Source organism: Colwellia sp. M166, assembly GCF_024585285.1.
Classification (GTDB): Bacteria; Pseudomonadota; Gammaproteobacteria; order Enterobacterales; family Alteromonadaceae; genus Cognaticolwellia.
Genome location: NZ_CP040755.1, coordinates 4,145,668 through 4,162,942, shown reverse-complemented (window position 1 = coordinate 4,162,942; position 17,275 = coordinate 4,145,668). Strand labels below are relative to the sequence as shown.

12 protein-coding genes are annotated in these 17,275 nt (G+C 40.1%); 3 read left to right on the top strand and 9 right to left on the bottom strand.

Annotated features, from left to right (window positions below; all coding sequences use genetic code 11):
* Window positions 1–128 precede the first annotated feature (128 nt).
* The 7 genes from FGD67_RS18800 to FGD67_RS18770 all read right to left on the bottom strand — a co-directional run bounded on the left by FGD67_RS18800 (window position 129) and on the right by FGD67_RS18770 (window position 12,634).
* The gene (locus FGD67_RS18800; protein ID WP_257172573.1) at window positions 129–2,222 is read right to left on the bottom strand and encodes a hypothetical protein; all 2,094 of its coding nucleotides are present in this window, start codon (window positions 2,220–2,222) and stop codon (window positions 129–131) included.
* On the bottom strand, window positions 2,164–3,489 hold the full coding sequence (locus FGD67_RS18795; protein ID WP_257172571.1) for a hypothetical protein: 1,326 nt from the start codon (window positions 3,487–3,489) through the stop codon (window positions 2,164–2,166). Before FGD67_RS18795 ends, FGD67_RS18800 begins: the two co-directional genes overlap by 59 nt.
* Window positions 3,490–4,130: 641 nt before the next feature.
* Window positions 4,131–4,721: a PEP-CTERM sorting domain-containing protein gene (locus FGD67_RS18790; protein WP_257172570.1), complete on the bottom strand. Its 591-nt coding sequence runs from the start codon at window positions 4,719–4,721 to the stop codon at window positions 4,131–4,133.
* Window positions 4,722–5,127: 406 nt separating this feature from the next.
* Complete coding sequence (locus FGD67_RS18785) at window positions 5,128–7,476, bottom strand: alkaline phosphatase (protein WP_257172569.1); 2,349 nt, start codon at window positions 7,474–7,476, stop codon at window positions 5,128–5,130.
* A 128-nt stretch (window positions 7,477–7,604) separates the two neighbouring features.
* A complete protein-coding gene (locus FGD67_RS18780; RefSeq protein WP_257172568.1) occupies window positions 7,605–9,221 on the bottom strand; it encodes an FGGY-family carbohydrate kinase in 1,617 nt (538 codons plus the stop codon).
* A complete protein-coding gene (locus FGD67_RS18775) occupies window positions 9,218–11,011 on the bottom strand; it encodes a glycerol-3-phosphate dehydrogenase/oxidase (protein WP_257172567.1) in 1,794 nt (597 codons plus the stop codon). Before FGD67_RS18775 ends, FGD67_RS18780 begins: the two co-directional genes overlap by 4 nt.
* 30 nt (window positions 11,012–11,041) lie before the next feature.
* Complete coding sequence (locus tag FGD67_RS18770) at window positions 11,042–12,634, bottom strand: FAD-binding oxidoreductase (protein ID WP_257172566.1); 1,593 nt, start codon at window positions 12,632–12,634, stop codon at window positions 11,042–11,044.
* Between the two features lie 187 nt (window positions 12,635–12,821).
* Between FGD67_RS18770 and FGD67_RS18765 the strand changes: the two genes are divergently transcribed.
* Window positions 12,822–13,898: an AraC family transcriptional regulator gene (locus FGD67_RS18765; protein ID WP_257172565.1), complete on the top strand. Its 1,077-nt coding sequence runs from the start codon at window positions 12,822–12,824 to the stop codon at window positions 13,896–13,898.
* 71 nt (window positions 13,899–13,969) lie between these two features.
* Here FGD67_RS18765 and FGD67_RS18760 read toward each other — a convergent pair whose 3' ends face one another.
* Both FGD67_RS18760 and FGD67_RS18755 read right to left on the bottom strand, forming a co-directional pair.
* The gene (locus tag FGD67_RS18760; RefSeq protein ID WP_257172564.1) at window positions 13,970–14,146 is read right to left on the bottom strand and encodes a hypothetical protein; all 177 of its coding nucleotides are present in this window, start codon (window positions 14,144–14,146) and stop codon (window positions 13,970–13,972) included.
* A 100-nt stretch (window positions 14,147–14,246) separates the two neighbouring features.
* On the bottom strand, window positions 14,247–15,074 hold the full coding sequence (locus FGD67_RS18755) for an SDR family oxidoreductase (protein ID WP_257172563.1): 828 nt from the start codon (window positions 15,072–15,074) through the stop codon (window positions 14,247–14,249).
* A gap of 337 nt (window positions 15,075–15,411) precedes the next feature.
* On the opposite strand from FGD67_RS18755, the gene FGD67_RS18750 reads away from it, so the two are divergent.
* Together FGD67_RS18750 and FGD67_RS18745 are read left to right on the top strand one after the other, a co-directional pair.
* A complete protein-coding gene (locus tag FGD67_RS18750) occupies window positions 15,412–16,467 on the top strand; it encodes a hypothetical protein (protein WP_257172562.1) in 1,056 nt (351 codons plus the stop codon).
* A gap of 138 nt (window positions 16,468–16,605) precedes the next feature.
* The gene (locus FGD67_RS18745; protein WP_257172561.1) at window positions 16,606–17,268 is read left to right on the top strand and encodes a peptidylprolyl isomerase; all 663 of its coding nucleotides are present in this window, start codon (window positions 16,606–16,608) and stop codon (window positions 17,266–17,268) included.
* Window positions 17,269–17,275: the final 7 nt, after the last annotated feature.

The window sequence follows — 17,275 nt, the reverse complement described above, 5'->3', positions numbered from 1 at the left end:
TCAAATTTAGTTATTATTTGATGCCTCCTTGATAAGCTTTAAAAACGTCCATCCAGTCCTATCGGCAAGCCGCAGTGAGCTGATACCCGATATGAATGGCCTGGTCAAAATCACTCTCTCTAAATACATCAGAACGTCTCTGGTTGTTTCCCATAAATCGCAGCGTAATTTTTAGTCGCTTCATAGTAAGATTTCATTCGAGTTTCCAACTGTAGGACAACGGGATCATTACAAGCATACTTTTTCATTGTTTGATTTAATCCGGCAATGTATTTGGCTGTAACAAAAGCTGTAGTTTTTAAGTTCCCAAGTTTTTCCGAATCTTTAATCACTTTTATATAATTACCTGACATAAAACCAATTTCATTCATTATTGGTATCCATTCCGGATTAACGTAATAGCTGTAATGGTTTGTTCTGGTTTTTTCAGCCCGAAAAACCCATCCTTGTTTTTTTGTTGTCACATCGACTTTGAATTCATACTTTTTTGCTGATGGCTTGACACATTGACGATATATATCCTGATATTGCGTATTATAAAACGAGATCGCATCCCAAATAGCTGAGGCCGTGTTTTGGCGGCTATTAATTTTCATAAAGGACGAATACAAACGATCAATAATAAAGGCTTGTTCAAAGTCATTATAATAAATGGCACTCCAGTATTCACATTGTGACAAACCTTGAAAAGGAGACACTCCTGCTTTTTTGTCACAGTACTTTCTCAGCTCGCCCGAAGGAAACTGATTGGGACGCAAAGACCAGTAATTATAGTACTGCATATCCTCAAACTGAATGACTATTTTTTCATTTACGGTAAGTTCGCCATTAGTTGATTTCGATTTAATCGCTCTTGAACAAGCATTTTCTTTGGATCTTGAGTTGGAAGGATTAATCGATGCCAAAATGCCGTTTGCAGATTTTTGGGACGATTGGTAAACGTAATATATCCTTATTTGTTGATCCGTAGTTAACGAACAATAATCATTTTCACCTAAAAATGTTGCTGCAACAGATTTATAGGCATTTAATAATACTCCGTAAGTAACAGGAGCATAAATCGTCGAACTTAATATTGCACTTCTATCAATATCAGGAAAAGGCAAAGTGGTCTCTACAAACAAGGCGACTTGAGGTTTATATTTCTCTCGATACCACTTCTTTTTGAATGCAAACCAGTCAGGTGACCAATCTTCTTGATACATGAGGAATTGGCCATCTTCGTTTTTAAGTTCAGCAACATGGACACTTTCATACAACTCGATTGCTTGTTCGTTTATAAACACCCCCATTTTAAGTGATTTTTTATCTCTTACAAACTGCTCTTTGGCGCATAATCGTTGTAAGAACTGCACATGGATCAAGTTTTCTAGTGGTGCTGATGCACTCTTACTCTCTTTTACATTGTAATAATGAAAATACTCATATTGATGAGGCCAAAAGCTACTATAAAACTGACTGAAATCAGGGGGAGTTTGCGCGTTACACTCAGAGAAAATTAACAGTTCAAACAATTGTGACCTGTTCTTAGCCGACACTAACTCAGAATAAGGTGGCACCTGATCAGTTTGTCCATTTGGTACATAGCGAATAGCGCCTTCTTTCATCTCAGCATACAATACCTCTGCCGATACATCCTTACTAATAGCGCTGAGCATATCTCTATATAATGGGCTCTGTTTAACCATAGTGATAGCTTGATCATATGTAAACTCGTGATACGCTTCTTTAGTCGTTAATTTTAAGATATCTTGACGACTAACATTAGGGTTGGTTATTAAATGAGCAAACTCGTATTTAATAATATCACCTCGAGTAGGCTTACTTATGCCCGTGAGTGCCTCTCGCCCTTGATTTCTTCTTCCCCACCCCCCAACAGAGGTAATCCCTTTCGTGCGAAATTCTTCGTCACTTTTTTGTCTTTGCCGTTGTTTTTTTTGTTGCTTTAAACTTGCAATATTATTGCTTTTTTGTTCTGTTGTAGATATCGCACTTTTTTTGTTTGTTGCCTTTTGAGACGCTCGTGATGTGTTTCGTGCCAGAGCTTTAGTTTGCATGTCAGATTGAGTTAGCGTTTTCTCATTAAACTCTGAAACGCGAGTTTTCTTATAAGCAGCCCAGCTTGGTAGCCATTTTTCTTCGCTTATCCAAGGGCTAGTTGGATTAATTAATATAGGTGTCAGCCAGAGCTTGTAACTCTGCACGATTAGTTGTTTGCGCATATTGTGAATTTAAGCTTCCCGCTAGCTGCTCATAACAGAAGCGGTGAAGATAAACAGGACTAAGCTTTTGTTCCAATGGGGCAGGTTTAAAAAGCACTTTCAGATTCCAGTCCATTGGTTGGTTATACGTACGTAAGTAGTCTATATCGCACTGGGAATTGAGGGCTTCATAGAGCTCTTTTTGCCTTCCAACCAGGCCAAGCTCTTGTACTTTATCCTGCCACTGTTGCCTTTGACTGCTGTAACTGCTTTCTTTACTAATCAAATCCGAAAGTGAACTGGATATTTGTTTCACACTATATGGTATCCCCTGGACTTTTTCCGCTAGGGATTGATAATCAGGCATTGACTTAATAACACTTATGGCCTGAGAAAAACTATAGGTATTAAGTGCGTTGGCACCGGTCACACTTGCAAATTGCTCTGCCTGTTTTACCTCTGGAGTCGGTTCTTCTAAAGCTAAATCTAAACTTAAGGCCGGTTTAGGCGGCCAAACGCCTTTTTTAATCAGCCCAACAAATTCCACTAACGCCAAATAAGATTTGGGCTGTTGCGCCTCTGATAACTGTCTGTATATATTCCCGCAGGAAGAATTTAGATCTATTTCAATAGTTTGCAACAAATTATAGGTATTGCGCACTTCATCTGCGGCACTGATGTTTTTGGGAGCTTGCTTGATGGTAACAAGCATTTCTTCAACTTCGGTTTTTTTACTTTGACACATATCAGAACATAGCTTCTTCATCATATCACCGTCTTGATTCTGACAGTGTTGACTTAGATCGTCATATAAGGCCGGGATTTTGTCACTGTCAACTTGCCCATTGGCAGCATAAATATTGGTATCGATACTCACCTGCTGAGCTACAGCTTTACCTGGTGAAATCTTGGATTTTGCCAGAGCTTGTTGCCCATAATGGGCCATTTTCAATTTAAACAACTCAGTGCTCAGCGTTGCTTGTAAAGCCCCCACTTGTTTAAACAGGGGCGAGTTACGACCATCGTCATTTGCGGCCATGGCGGTCACGCAATTCATGACAGCATTCTCACCCTCACCACTTATGCCGGAGAAAGTTTTAGCTTGTTTAAATTGCTCAGCAGAGGCTGTGCAAATTTTTGTGCACTCGGAGGTGGAAAACATACTGTTGTCACACACTTTAGCTGCATCTTCGAGTTTACTTATGTAGGGTGATAAATCAGTATCTGTTGTTACGGCGAAAACGGGATTTAGTGATCCAACCAGTAAGATTATAAGTAGTGCCTTCATGATCTCTTCCTGTAGAACAATAAGTTCTATCAGAGTATAGGATGAATAAAAAACCTGTCAAAGTCGATTTGAACGGGTTTGAAAGGTTGTTTCTTCTCATTTTATAAGGGCAAGAACGTACATTAAAGACCCGCTTAACGGTAGAAATGAGCTCTGGCTATGTAAAAACTCATAACCAGCTGCCATTTGGATATTATTTTTGTGCTGCTGTAAATGATAGCGACGATTACAAGAACTTGAGTTTTTTACGTTTGCTAACGTGATGGGCAATACTGTCTAGCGTTTGTCATTTTTTCAGAAAAGCGAACTGGACTGTATCCCTTTAAAAATTAACTATAAAGAAAACTAACATCAATCATTAAACGTAGTCACACTTAGCTCCATTTTTACTTTTACTTTTACTTTTACTAAAAATAAAGTAAGGCTCACAAGATTGAAGTTGTCGGTTAAATTTTGAAACATAAGAGCAAAAACGATTTTATTAACGACAAATCATTTAGTTAACTTGCTATTCAAAACTGCAAGATAAAAATGATAGCCGCTTCAAGCAAAGATTATAGATATAAAAAAAGCACTATAAAAATATAGTGCTTAAGATAACAGCGGCATGAATCACCGCAGGAAAATAAACTTACAATAAGTTATGAAGCTTTTTTATTACGACTAAAACCAAAAGACATTAATCCTAGACCAAGTAAAACTAAAGTACCCGGTTCAGGTACTTGGCTTGGCGCCGGAGAAGTTATCGTTGAAGAAAAGCTTTTTAATGTTTTTGCATTATTCACTAGGCCTTGAGTAGAGAAAAACCACTCGGTTTCTGTCGTCGTAAAATCGACATGTGAAACATCACCAATAATGTAAACTCCTGTTGAGCCACCAACTTTACCATTACTGCGAACTGAAGTCCCGGTAAAAGTAAAGCCTTCTACTTCCCATAAAATATTACCAACGATGTCACTTAAAGTCAGTGGGGTTTTAACAGTAAATACTGTATCGTTATCGAAATAACTCAGGTAATCGCCCGTGATAATCTGAGGTCGCAAACCAAAATTGTTAAGCGAAAAGTCTATTTCGATTACTTCCCCTGAAGAGTTTAAAGTGGTTTCACCGATTCCAAACACATCAAAACTACCATTAATTCCATTTATTAATGTTGCGTTGGCTGACATAGATAACGTCATTGATAAACTAACACAAAGTAATATTACTGTAGTGAATACTTTCTTTAACATGGTACATCCTTATTTCTAATACAAAGGCAATAATTCAAATAAAATGGAGTTTAAGAACTTAAGATATATTACTTATAAATTAGTCATCTATAACAACTACCACGCTACAAGCAAAAATAAGGCCAATATCACAAGCCATTGTTTATCAAAAGAAAAATAAACCAGCAATATTTAACTACTTACAATGTGTTAAATATACGGACGCTCAAAAATTAAACAAACGATTGATTTTTAAACAGTTTATTTAACTAAGATTGCTAAGCACTAAAATCATTACGCTATTTACTGCGTTAATTTCTGCACTATTTACTGCCTTAATTACTTGCTGATATTTGCTTTAATTAGTTAGATCAAAAAAAGTTCGCAGGTGCGAACTTTTTATTTATTTTTATGAAAAACTAAAAGGCTATAGCTGTGTTAACACCCCGTCGTTGACTTTAAATTGATATAGGCGAACTTTTGAGAGAAAGCTTTCAGCATCGTGATAGTAGTTACGAGTCACCGTATCCATGTTATGAAATTCACTACCCGTGTTATGAAAGCTAACTAATACCTGCTCGGCATCAACTTCAACAATAGCAACGCCATGTTCCCACATCCGAGAAAATACCATGTCATCAGTTATATCATCACGTTTGGTCGCACTGCGCACTAGCGGATCAAAGTAGAACGGTAAATCGCTAAGTGCTTCAGGCACATCACCCAATTGTGAGAATATTTGCTGCATACCATTTTCTAAAAATGAACCGAACGTACCTGACGATACCGATGAAGTCGTAAAGTTAAATGATCGCTTACCCGTTACGTTATTCGCTTTATGCTCAGTAACATAACTACTGTGTACGTCTCCGCCTAAACTGATCACGCCAAATTGGCTCATAACATTATCAACAAACGAGGATTTAAATTGTGGAAAACCATCCCATTGGTCAGCTTCTAAGTAAAAACGTTGTTTTAACGCCGCAGGAATAGCATCAGAATTCAGTACCTCTTCCAGTAAGCTTAAGCCACTGTCCGCTCGACTCGCTGATAAGTCAAAAATCAGCGGTGAAAACGACACTGAACTGCCTAACATTTTCCAAGTACTGTTTGACGTAGCGAAGGTTTGTCCAAGCCATGCCGTTTGCGCCGCGTCAAAACCACTTTGTACTGACCTGCCTTGTAAATTAGCCACATACTCTAAATAACCAGCGTAAATGTCATAGGTGTCTTTCACCACAAGATAACGGCTACCAATAAAGTTAAATAGCGAGGTTTTACCCATAGTATAAAAAGCGAGTCCCTGTGCAACGCCCGTTTCAGTTAATGCTGGTAACATTTGGATCGGATGATCATTCGGTAAGCTTGCTTGTGCAGTGCTCAATACTTGGTTCAGATAACTGGTGGTTAAATTACCTTGTATCGCGGCGACCGCACGTTGCTGCGCTTTTGCTAAAGCTTGTGTTTCTGTCATTTCAACTCGTGCAAGTAACTCTTGCATGTAGAGGCCGGTAAAAATTTCTAAAAATGTTGCTTTATATGGCGCAAAAGCTGCGTCATCTATATTCACATACGGTGACATTTGGCTCACAATGCCATCAACCTGTGCTTGTGCCATGCCGGTGCCTAACAAAAAGCCACTTAAGGTTGCTTGGTCCATCGCAACGGTCGCTGGAAAAGCATCTTCAGGTAAAATATGATCAGGGCGATTAGTACGAAAATCTGTCATGGCTAGATGTAGATGTTGACCAAATTGAAAGTCACGATAAATACGGGTATTCGGGAATAGGTGTTCATCACTTATAGCTAATGTACCTGCCGCTAATTCGGCTGCGCTATGCACTTGTTCGTGATCAATAGGCATATATTCAAAATAAGCCATTTCTGAATTTTTCTTACGCTGGGTTTGTTGTTCATCACCGGCGCCATCAAGGTAAGTAGCCCTATCACTCCAGCTATCGTCAGAAAACTCATGATCATCCCATATCGCTATCATCGGAAAACGCTCATGGACACGTTGCAATAATTCATCTGTGCGGTAAGTTTTATAAAGCTGACGATAGTTATCTAAGCTGTTCGCCGCTTGGCTTTTGTTATCGCCGACACCTAAAGTTAACACACCCTCTTGGTCAGTAAACTCAATGCTACGGGCGCCACCTGCTGACTGGAATAACGCATCACCGGTAGTTTCATAAATATAATCACCTAAATGCACCACGAAATCTAAATCGTCATTATCAAGTAGTGACAAGTAGTTATTAAAATAACGACCGATATAATCCTGACATGAAACATAGGCAAACTTTACTTTGCTGTCACTATCAATTGCCGCAGCAGTTTTTGTTCGGCCGGTGCGACTGGCATAGTTTTTACCGCCGTTTTGATAAATAAAGCGATAATAGTAATGTTGCCCTGCTTCGAGTTCAGTTACCCGAATTTTTAAACAATGATCAGAGGCAGCTAAGGCATCAAAGCTTTCTTCAACTACTAAATTTGCAAACGCTTCATCATTGGCCACTTGTAATATAAGTGAAGTATCAGTACCTGAGCCATCATCAACACGGGTCCATAATATAACGGAGTCGGCTTTAGGGTCACCAGATACCACAGACTGTGGAAAATATTGACTGCCATCTAAAATACTCGGTTCAACTGGCTCAGGTGTTACCACAGCAGTTTTTTTATCTGAACCACCACAACCGACTAAGCTTGAGGTCACGACAACGCCAGCACTTACCGCTAGGGTTTTGATAAATTTTCGACGGGTGTAAATCATATTAAGCTCCTTCCTACTGATATTTAATTGTTGTTATAATTTTTACGATCAATTTCAATACTTATGACATGCTAAATTTAATTTATGACAATTTATCAATGCCTGACAAATTAACCTGCTTGTTGTTATTATTCTGGGTAACTGGTTATTTTTTTAATGTTTTGGTAAATGGGTTTCAGTTGCCGATACATTTTTCGATAAACCTGCTGATACAATTTGTTATACAACTGAACATTGGCTTGATTAGGTAAAAACGTTTGCTCGATACGAGTCATCGCCGTTGTTGCTTGTTGATAATTGGCAAAATAGCCCTGCCCGACCGCGGCATTAATCGCCGCACCTAAACCTGAGGTTTCAAAAGTATGTGGACGATGTGCGGGTAAATTAAAAATGTCAGCGGTCAGTTGTAAAGCAGCATCAGACTGTGAGCCACCACCGGAGACAATTAAGCGGGTAATTTTACATTTTTGGCGTTTTTCTAAACTTTCTTTACCTTCTCGTAAGGCATACGCTAGCCCTTCTAAAATAGAGCGGTAAATATGGGCGCGAGTATGGACATCACCAAAGCCAATAATCGCGCCTTTTGCTTCAAGGTTTTTTAAACCCGGCGACCAATAAGGTTGTAACATCAGTCCCATCGAGCCTGGCGGCACTTGCGCAACAAGTTGATCAAATAAACTCTCAGCACTAACCCCTAACACTTGCGCTTTATCTATTTCATTTTGGCCAAATTCTTGTTTGAACCAATTGACCATCCAAAAGCCGCGATAGATCATCACCTCACTATTAAAATTGTCAGGTATAGCCGAAGGATAAGGAGGAATAAATGCTTGCGGCTCAACATAGTTAACATTATTGGTATTTATGGTCGCGGTAGTACCATAACTTAAACTCGCCGTTTCAGGACTAATGCAACCTGAGCCCAGCACTTCACACGCTTTATCAGACGCTGAGGCGATTAAACTTGTGCCTGCCGCTATACCGGTATGTTTGGCAGCGGCGGCGGTGATCTCACCAAGTTTTTCGCCTGGTTTAACTAACGTTGGCAGCATTGACCTTTTCACCGGTAAGGCATGCCATTTCCAATCCCAAGCGTTGGCCCACGCTTGCTTTTTGTAATCAAAAGGCAGATAGCCAACAATACTGCCAATTGAGTCTTTAAACTGGCCAGTTAATTTATGGGTAAAAAAGCCAGATAATAACAAAAACTTATCGGTTTTTTGCCAAACTTCTGGCTGATACTGTTGCAACCAATTCGCTTGTGCTTTACGGCGAAAATAATCGACAACTTTACCTTGACCTATCAATGAAAATGCCACCCGCCAGTACCAAGGCATAGCTTTAGTGGGTTGAGATAAGCGTTGGTCTAACCAAAGAATGGCCGGGCGTAGCGCTTGAGCATTTTTATCTAAATTAATTACCGTACCACGCTGTGTGGTAATGGTAACCGCGGTGACTTTTTCACGGTAACCATTTTCAATCACCTCGCTTTGCTGCCAAAGTTGTTGACAACATTCACCTAACATTTGCCAAAAATAATCAACATTTTGTTCGGCCCAACCGGGATTTTCAGAAAAGTAGGCTTCAAGTTCAATTCGGCTTTTAGCCACCAAACTTCCTTGTAAATCAAATAACAAGGCACGAACACTTTGCGTGCCGTTATCTATGGTTAAAATCAAATCATCACGAGAATTACTGTTCTGATTTACTGTTGAAGCGCTTATTGTTGAGCGGGTATTTTTCATAAACTGCCTTGCTCTGCTTTAATTTCACACGCAGGCAAACTATAGGACTGTTGCCATAAGGATAGGTATCGAGTTATTTCTGCTTGCCATTTTGCTTCATTCCACGATAAATAAGGAGAGCAAAGCGCTTTAATTTGCGGTATTTGCTCACGTGCACCTTCGGGTAAAACATTACCAAGCCGAGTACGTCGCAACAGTAAATCATCAAGATGTTGTACTTGTTCAAAGCGCACTGACCAAATCAATTCGGCCCATAAATGTCGACTATAGCGTATTGGAGAACAGTGTGTTTTTTCACTGGCATTAACAAATGCCTGACTAAACTCGCCATAACAGGCTTGTATTTGCTGCTGCACATGCGCTTGAATGGATGACGATAAAGCCCACGAAAATTGAGATAATATCGGTTGCTGGCCCGCAATTTCAAGCGTTTTAGTTAGTGTTACTTTTTGCCGATTATTGTTGGTTGCCAAATGCTGGCAAGCCTTATTTAATACTTGCTCGGCAATCAATCTAAAGGTAGTTAACTTACCGCCGGTTACGGTAATCACGCCTTGATGTTGCTCAATATGATGCTCTCGTTTTTCTTTTGACGGGTCGAGCGAAGCGCCTGTGCTGGTAACGGGGCGAACACCAGCGAAGGTGGAAATAATGTCGTTTTGAGTAATATTAGCATCGGGGAATTGCTGTTTAACTGTCGCCAGTAAATAATCAAATTCTTCTTGGCTAATTTTAGCTTCAAACGACATATCCTCTTGGTGCTCAACGTCAGTGGTGCCAATAATAGTGACATTCTGCCAAGGATAGATTTGCACCGGCCTTTTATCGATTGGATGCTGAACAGAAATAACACTGGCGACAGGTAAACGCCAATTCGCTATCACCAAGTGACTGCCACGTAGCGGTCGCATGCAAAAACGAGTGTTTTTAGCTTGTTGCCCAGTGCTTTTACTTAGCCCCGATGAGCGTTCACCGGTATCTAATACATCCTTTTTTGATACATTGGTTTTTAATAGCTTAGACCAAGCGCCACAAGCATTTACCACCACGTTGGCATTGAGTGTTATCGCTTGTTCACTTTCTTCCAACTCAACGGTAATTTGATTATTTTTAGCACCAACAGCAAGGTTAGTCACTTTGGCATAATTGAGGGCTTGTCCAGCCAAATGTAATGACTCTTGGAGCAATCGTTGCACTAGTCGAGCGTCTTCGGTTAAGGCGTCGAAAAATTGCGTGCCGCCGAGTAAGTCAGTTTCTGCAACTTTTGGCGCCAATGCCAAGTACGAAGATTTTGGCCAAAACTTATGTTGCTTTGCACCGGCGATAAAATCATAACAAGACAGCAAGGTGTTAAATGTCCTAGGGCCCGGAAAGACTGTTTTATAATGACTCATGACAAAGCTTTGTTTACTAATTAAAGGCTCGCCCTGTGCAAGTAAGCGTTGACGTTCAGTCACTGACTCTCGGGTCAATGCCAACTGTCCTTGCGCCATGTAACGTAAACCACCATGAACCATTTTTGACGAACGGCTTGAACTACCCCAAGCAAAGTCTTTTTGCTCAAGTAATAACACTTTCAGGCCCATTTGGCAGGCGAGTTTCAATATGCCAGCACCGGTAATACCGCCGCCAATAATCACCATATCCCAACAAGACGCTGCACTAATCTCGCTAATACGTTGTTCGCGAGTCATTAAAACATTATGGCCAAGCTCAGCAATAGTGAGCTTAACTGTTTCAGTGTTGCTGTCATGGACTAAGTGCTGATTAACGTTATCTGCTCTGTTCATATTGGCCAATCCTCAGGCAATAACCCCATACTACTCAAGTAATGTGCCTGGGTTTAATTGCTGGTCAGCATCAAAATGCGTCGCTAGACTTTCTAGTACTTTCATACCTAATTCACCCTTTTCTACCGCGAGATAAGGCGCATGATCTTTACCGACACCATGTTGATGGCTGATAGTGCCGCCGTTATTCACAATAATTTCACTGGCTTGATGTTTTAGTTTTTGCCAACGAGCAAGCGTCGCTTGATAAGAGTCGGCATTTCGATAAAGGTAGGTGGTGTATAAACTACAACCTTGACTGTAAACATGCGATAAATGGGTAAATACATGGACCTTTTCACCTTCATCGGTTAAGCCATCACGCATTGCTGCTTCCACTTTGGCCATTAAATTATCAACATTGCCCCAGTCCGTTGCCGTTTCGAAGGTATCCACGACATAACCTTGTTGCCACAACGCTTCACGAAGATAAGGCGAGCGAAAACGATTGGCTTGCCATTTTTTACCTAATAACTCACCGGTACTAACGCCGCTGAATTTTTTCACAAAACGATTTAACTGCTTTTTGCTGGCTGAAATTTGTTGCTTGCTGCCGGTTAAACCAAAGGTCAACATACATTTTTCATCGCCACAGCCACGCAAAGATAAATAGCGTTCAAGCCATTTTATTGAGTTTTCATGACCGGCAAGCTTAAGCTGAGTTTGGGTTTCAACACAATTGCTCACTCTTAGCATTGATAAGGCAATACGCTGCTGAACACTTTCTTGACAAAACTGACTGGCAGCACGCCAATTAGGAAAGAAAATAACGGAAAATTTTTCCACATCAGCGACTTTACTTACCCGCACTTTCACTTGCGTTAAGATACCAAAGCGCCCTTCTGAGCCTAAAAGTAACTCACGTAAATCGGGGCCGGCAGATGAAGCTGGAAATGTTGGTACATCAAGAGAACCGGCAAAGGTTTCAATATTGCCGCCAGCAAACAATTGCTCAATACGGCCATAACGTAATGACTGTTGACCACTTGAGCGACTAGCAACCCAACCACCAATCGTCGAAAGTTCGAACGATTGTGGAAAATGCCCCAAAGTATAGCCACGCGCTAATAATTGAGCTTCAACCATCGGGCCCGGTGTACCGGCGCCAAAAGTTGCTATTTGGCTTTGTTCATCCAAATGCAGCAGTTGGTTCATTCGGCTCATGTTAACGGTTAACACCGCTCGTTCAGACACTTTAGGATTAATGTGGCCCACAACGCTAGTGCCGCCGCCATAAGGAATTAATTCAACATTATGCGCTTTTGCGTAGCGCAAAATGTCTTTTACATCTTGGCAATTTTCCGGAAAGCAAACCCCATCAGGAAAACAATGTATTTCCCCACTGTGCATGGCTAACCAATCAGGCAAAGACTGCCCTTTTGCGTGACGAACACGTTGCTCAGCATCAATTGATATTAATGGCTGCGCTGTTAGGCGTGTTTGAGGCACGGTTTTAATCACCTCGGCTAAACTAACATCCGATAGACGCTTTCCTTGCCCCACTAATTGGCTTAAAAATGTTCCAGCGGATTGTGGTAAATCCATCGAGGTACTTTCATCACCCCAACCATTCCAACGTCTCATGTTACTACCTTGCGATTAATTCACTGTTAGTTATCTCTTAGTTATGATAAAACGAAGCATGTAAGGGCGAAATGTCCTAAAAAGACAGTCAAGGTGACATTTTAGGACAAAGCTAAACAAGTCTGAAATTGTCTAGCCCCAGCCCTAAAACACTGAAAAGTAGCTAACAACATAGTTCATGACCAATATGACCAAAGTAAAAGCAGCCGAAAACAGCTCATTAACTAACTTAGGTGAAAGTCTAGGGCAAGCCTCAGTACCGGCAGTTAAACAATATTTGCAATTAGCCGCTGAGCAAAAGCTTGATATAGATGATATTTATCAACGTATTGGCTTAGACCTAGCGCTGTTTTCTGATAATAGCCAACATATTTCTGGGCTACATTTTCAGCAGCTAATCGCCTTATTACTTGAGCAATCTTCTGATGACTTATTTGGTTTACACACGGCGAAACATGTACAGCCCGGCTCTTATAGTGTGTTGGGCTATATCTCAATGAATTGTGAAAACTTAGGGCAAGCTATCACCAAAATTCAACCGTTTGAAAAATTGGTTGGTGATATGGGTACCACCAACTTTGCCGATTTAGGTGATAAGGTAAAAATTAGTTGGCACTGCCAATTTACAGAGCCAAACGTTAAACGCCACATGATCGACAATTGTCTTGGCTCTTGGTTAACCTTCGCGCGTTATTTAGTCAACCAAGCCAGTAACCCAAGTGAAATACTGCTCAGCCGAAAAAAACCCGCACTGAGTCAGCAAAATGAATATCAAGCCGTATTTAAATGCCCTATCCGTTTCGGGCAAGCAGAAAATGCCATTGTTTTTGACAAAACTTTATTATCGTTACCTTTAAATAAAGGTAACCAACAACTGCTATCAACACTGGAGAGTCATGCTCAAGCATTAATTTCTGATCTAACAACAGAAACCGATATGGCGACTCAACTAAAAAATAGCATAGCGAAGTCGCTTAAAACCGGCAATTTTCATCAACAAGACATTGCCGAGCAATTTGCTATGAGCGCTAAAACCTTGCAACGGCGCTTAGCAGCGTCAGGGATAACATTTCAAGCCGTACTCGATGAAACGCGACTTCAGTTAGCAAAAACACATTTAGCCGCAAGTAAATTGAACCTGAATGAAATCAGTATTGAACTGGGCTTTACCGAACCAAGATCTTTTTATCGTTGGTTTAATAAACTCACCCAGCAAACACCGGGCGATTATAGAAAAAACCTCATAAATAATAATACTGAATAAACTTGGTATAACAAACTGCACTTATATTTTGAGCAAGCATATTAATTTAGATATAAAGCGTAGGCGTAGACCTAACTAAATAAGCTTACTAGCCAATCAAAAGTTAGTACTGTGGTAAAGATTTTTAAACCGATCAAGCCTAAAAAAAGCACAATGAGTAGTACTTTAACTTTGCTACTTTTGATATTATTCCAATACAATAATTTTGCTTTAACTTCGCCCTTAAGCTCATCCATTGATTCTTTCATAATAATATTCCTTCTAAATTACTACTTAGCACTAAATAAAAAACGGTGGCTAACGTTGTGCTTACTACTCTAAGAGCCTAAGAAACGACAGCCGTTGAAACTAGCCTTTTGCTAATAACTGATCTAACCAACGCCCCGGTAATAAGCGCTTAAGCACCGAAAAAATCTTAGTTGGTGTAGTAATGCGATAGCGTAATCTAGGGCGCTTGCTTTCTAAAGCATGAATCAGTGCTTTAGTGACATCAATAGGCTCTAACGTGAACGCTGCATTTGATTTTTCACTGGTTAAACGCTCGATTTGCTGTTGATATTGTGCTTTATGGACACTGTTGTTTATATCAATATTACTTTGAAATGCCGTTAAGGCATTAGCACGAAACTGTGTATTGATAGGACCTGGCTGTAATAGTACCACCGCAATATTAGCCGTTTTTAATTCTAACCTTAAAGTATCCGTTAGCCCTTCTATTGCATATTTGGAGGCGTTATAAGCACCACGATAGGCCATGGAAACAAAACCCAATACTGAGCTACATTGAATGATTCGGCCATGACCTTGTTGCCGCATCACCGGGATAACTTGCTTGGTTAGTTCGTGCCAGCCAAAAACATTAGTGTCAAACTGCGCTTTTAGTGCCTGTGTAGGTAAATCTTCTAGCGCACCAGGTTGGCCATAAGCGCCATTATTAAATAAAAAGTCTAACTGGCCACCCGTTTTTTCAAGTACTTGTGTAAGCGTTTGTGTAATGCTTTCAGTGCTTGTTAAATCAAGTAGATAAGCAGTTAAGCCTTTAGCTTGCAGCTCAGCAACATCTTGCGGATTACGCGCTGTCGCAAATACTTGATAGCCACGTGCCGACAACGTAAGCGCAGCATGTAAACCTATACCTGATGAGCAGCCGGTAATTAAAATAGATTGAGTTGACATAAAGTGATGACAAAAATGAAGAACAGATAAATAGTAGCTTACTTGATTACCTTAGTCTTGAGAACTAACAGACAAACTTAATTACATTATTGTTGTTAAAGTGAAGTCATCAACAATTAAGCTGTAATCATATGAACTTGCGATTTTGCACCGAACACATTAGCTTACCACTCGTTATGGCTGAAGTTGCAATATGCAGTAAATATTTACAAGCTAATAGCCATATTATATTGAGCACCTGCAATCGCTTGATAGATTATAAATGCAAAGCTACTGCCTTCTTGCAGAAAATAAGGTTATAAATTAATAAATAATGCAAAGGAGAAGCCACTCACTTATGAATATACTCAAGCGTTACCATGCAATTTCTTCTCATGTTCTTTGGCTTAGCGTGATTATTATTGGCTTTACCACCATGAATGCCAACTCGCATGAGCTAGGCCCTAGGTTCGAAGGACATGAGTTCAAAGAAAACGAGCCAAAAACAACAACAAATGGTATTGACCAATCTTATAATATTCACTTTGCTAGCAGTATCCCCGAGCATAAAAAAGTTCAACTTAACACTTGGGTTGGCCACGCACGTAGAGCCTTACGGCTAGTATATGGCAAATTGCCGGTTGAAGACTTTGTCACTATTATTAAAGCTAGTCATGGCGGTAAGAGTGCGGTGCCTTGGGGGGAAGTTAATAGATATTCACCGCCTGAAGTGACTTTAGTGGTTAATATCAATAGTAACCTTGAGGCCTTAAAAGCAGACTGGACGATTTATCATGAATTTAGTCATTTACTTATACCTTATGATGCTGGTGATGCGAGATGGTTTTCAGAAGGTTTAGCCAGTTACTACCAAAATATCACTCAGGCTAGGGTGGGTATGTTTGACGAAAAAACCCTATGGCAAAAACTTTATGAAGGTTTCGAGCGTGGTAATAAACAGCAAAACTATGCTCATCAAAGACTAGATTACCTCAGTGATCACATCGGTGAAAATCGTAATTTTATGCGCATTTATTGGAGTGGTGCACTGTATTGGCTTAAAGCTGATATTGCACTAAGAACATTAGCCAAAAATACCGCTACGCCCTACTCGTTAGATCTAGCCTTAGCACAGTTACAAGCGTGCTGTTTTGATCGTTACCTCAGTGCTACTGAAATATCTCAAAAGCTAGACGAGTTAAGTAAAAGCAAAATATTTACCTCGTTACTCAATGAGTTTTCAGCAAGTTATGCTATTCCTGATTATTTGGCACCATTACGTTCATTAGGTGTGGAAGTTATCAACGGACATATCAGCTTAAATGACCAAGCTAAACTTAGCCCACAACGGCGTGCAATTTATACTCATGATACTTCAAGGGTATATATGGATTCATTAAAACCAGTAGAATAAAAATTACGCTTAAACGTAGCCTAATACCTCGCTTTAAAATTACTATTGCTCAACAGCACAGAATTAACTACCCTGTCGCCTATTGTTAGACTTAATTGCTGCTAAAAGCACGCAGCAATCAATATTAAAGGAAAGCACATGCCAAGAAGCTACTTATCATCTATACACATCTACATAATTACTATGTTATTACTGACATTAACCGGATGTTTTAACCCAGATCCGGCAATGAAAGCGGTGAATACTTATGTCGAAGAACAAAAAATAGATAAGAGCCAAGACCATTGGAAAACCCAATTAGTTAAACCTGAGGTAGTTGAATTTAACCCTGAAGCACAATATTTCTGGGATTTAGACACTAGCGAAGGAAAATTAGTGGTAAAGCTATTTCCTGAAACAGCCCCAATGCATGCAACAAGCACGATGTATTTAACACAATTAGGCTTTTATGATGACTTAGTTTTTCATCGCGTGATCAAACAGTTTATGGCACAAGGTGGTGATCCATTAGGCAACGGTACCGGTAACCCAGGTTATAAGTATGCTGGAGAATTTGACGACTCGTTAAGCCACGATAAAGCTGGGTTATTGAGTATGGCAAATTCTGGACCGAATACCGATGGTAGTCAGTTTTTTATCACCTTTAAGGCAACCCCTTGGTTAGACGGCAAACATACTATTTTTGGTGAGGTGGTTGAAGGCTTAGATACCACATTAGCCGCGATAGAAGCTTTAGGTAGCCGCTCAGGTCGCACACAAAAAGAAGTAAAAATTATCAAGGCAACAATTCGTATTGAATAGAATAAAG

What these genes read in the sequence shown, in the direction of transcription:
- FGD67_RS18800 (WP_257172573.1), bottom strand. Translation starts at nt 2,222, where the DNA reads ATGCGCAAACAACTAATCGTGCAGAGTTACAAGCTCTGGCTGACACCT.
- FGD67_RS18795 (WP_257172571.1), bottom strand. Translation starts at nt 3,489, where the DNA reads ATGAAGGCACTACTTATAATCTTACTGGTTGGATCACTAAATCCCGTT.
- FGD67_RS18790 (WP_257172570.1), bottom strand. Translation starts at nt 4,721, where the DNA reads ATGTTAAAGAAAGTATTCACTACAGTAATATTACTTTGTGTTAGTTTA.
- FGD67_RS18785 (WP_257172569.1), bottom strand. Translation starts at nt 7,476, where the DNA reads ATGATTTACACCCGTCGAAAATTTATCAAAACCCTAGCGGTAAGTGCT.
- FGD67_RS18780 (WP_257172568.1), bottom strand. Translation starts at nt 9,221, where the DNA reads ATGAAAAATACCCGCTCAACAATAAGCGCTTCAACAGTAAATCAGAAC.
- FGD67_RS18775 (WP_257172567.1), bottom strand. Translation starts at nt 11,011, where the DNA reads ATGAACAGAGCAGATAACGTTAATCAGCACTTAGTCCATGACAGCAAC.
- FGD67_RS18770 (WP_257172566.1), bottom strand. Translation starts at nt 12,634, where the DNA reads ATGAGACGTTGGAATGGTTGGGGTGATGAAAGTACCTCGATGGATTTA.
- FGD67_RS18765 (WP_257172565.1), top strand. Translation starts at nt 12,822, where the DNA reads ATGACCAAAGTAAAAGCAGCCGAAAACAGCTCATTAACTAACTTAGGT.
- FGD67_RS18760 (WP_257172564.1), bottom strand. Translation starts at nt 14,146, where the DNA reads ATGAAAGAATCAATGGATGAGCTTAAGGGCGAAGTTAAAGCAAAATTA.
- FGD67_RS18755 (WP_257172563.1), bottom strand. Translation starts at nt 15,074, where the DNA reads ATGTCAACTCAATCTATTTTAATTACCGGCTGCTCATCAGGTATAGGT.
- FGD67_RS18750 (WP_257172562.1), top strand. Translation starts at nt 15,412, where the DNA reads ATGAATATACTCAAGCGTTACCATGCAATTTCTTCTCATGTTCTTTGG.
- FGD67_RS18745 (WP_257172561.1), top strand. Translation starts at nt 16,606, where the DNA reads ATGCCAAGAAGCTACTTATCATCTATACACATCTACATAATTACTATG.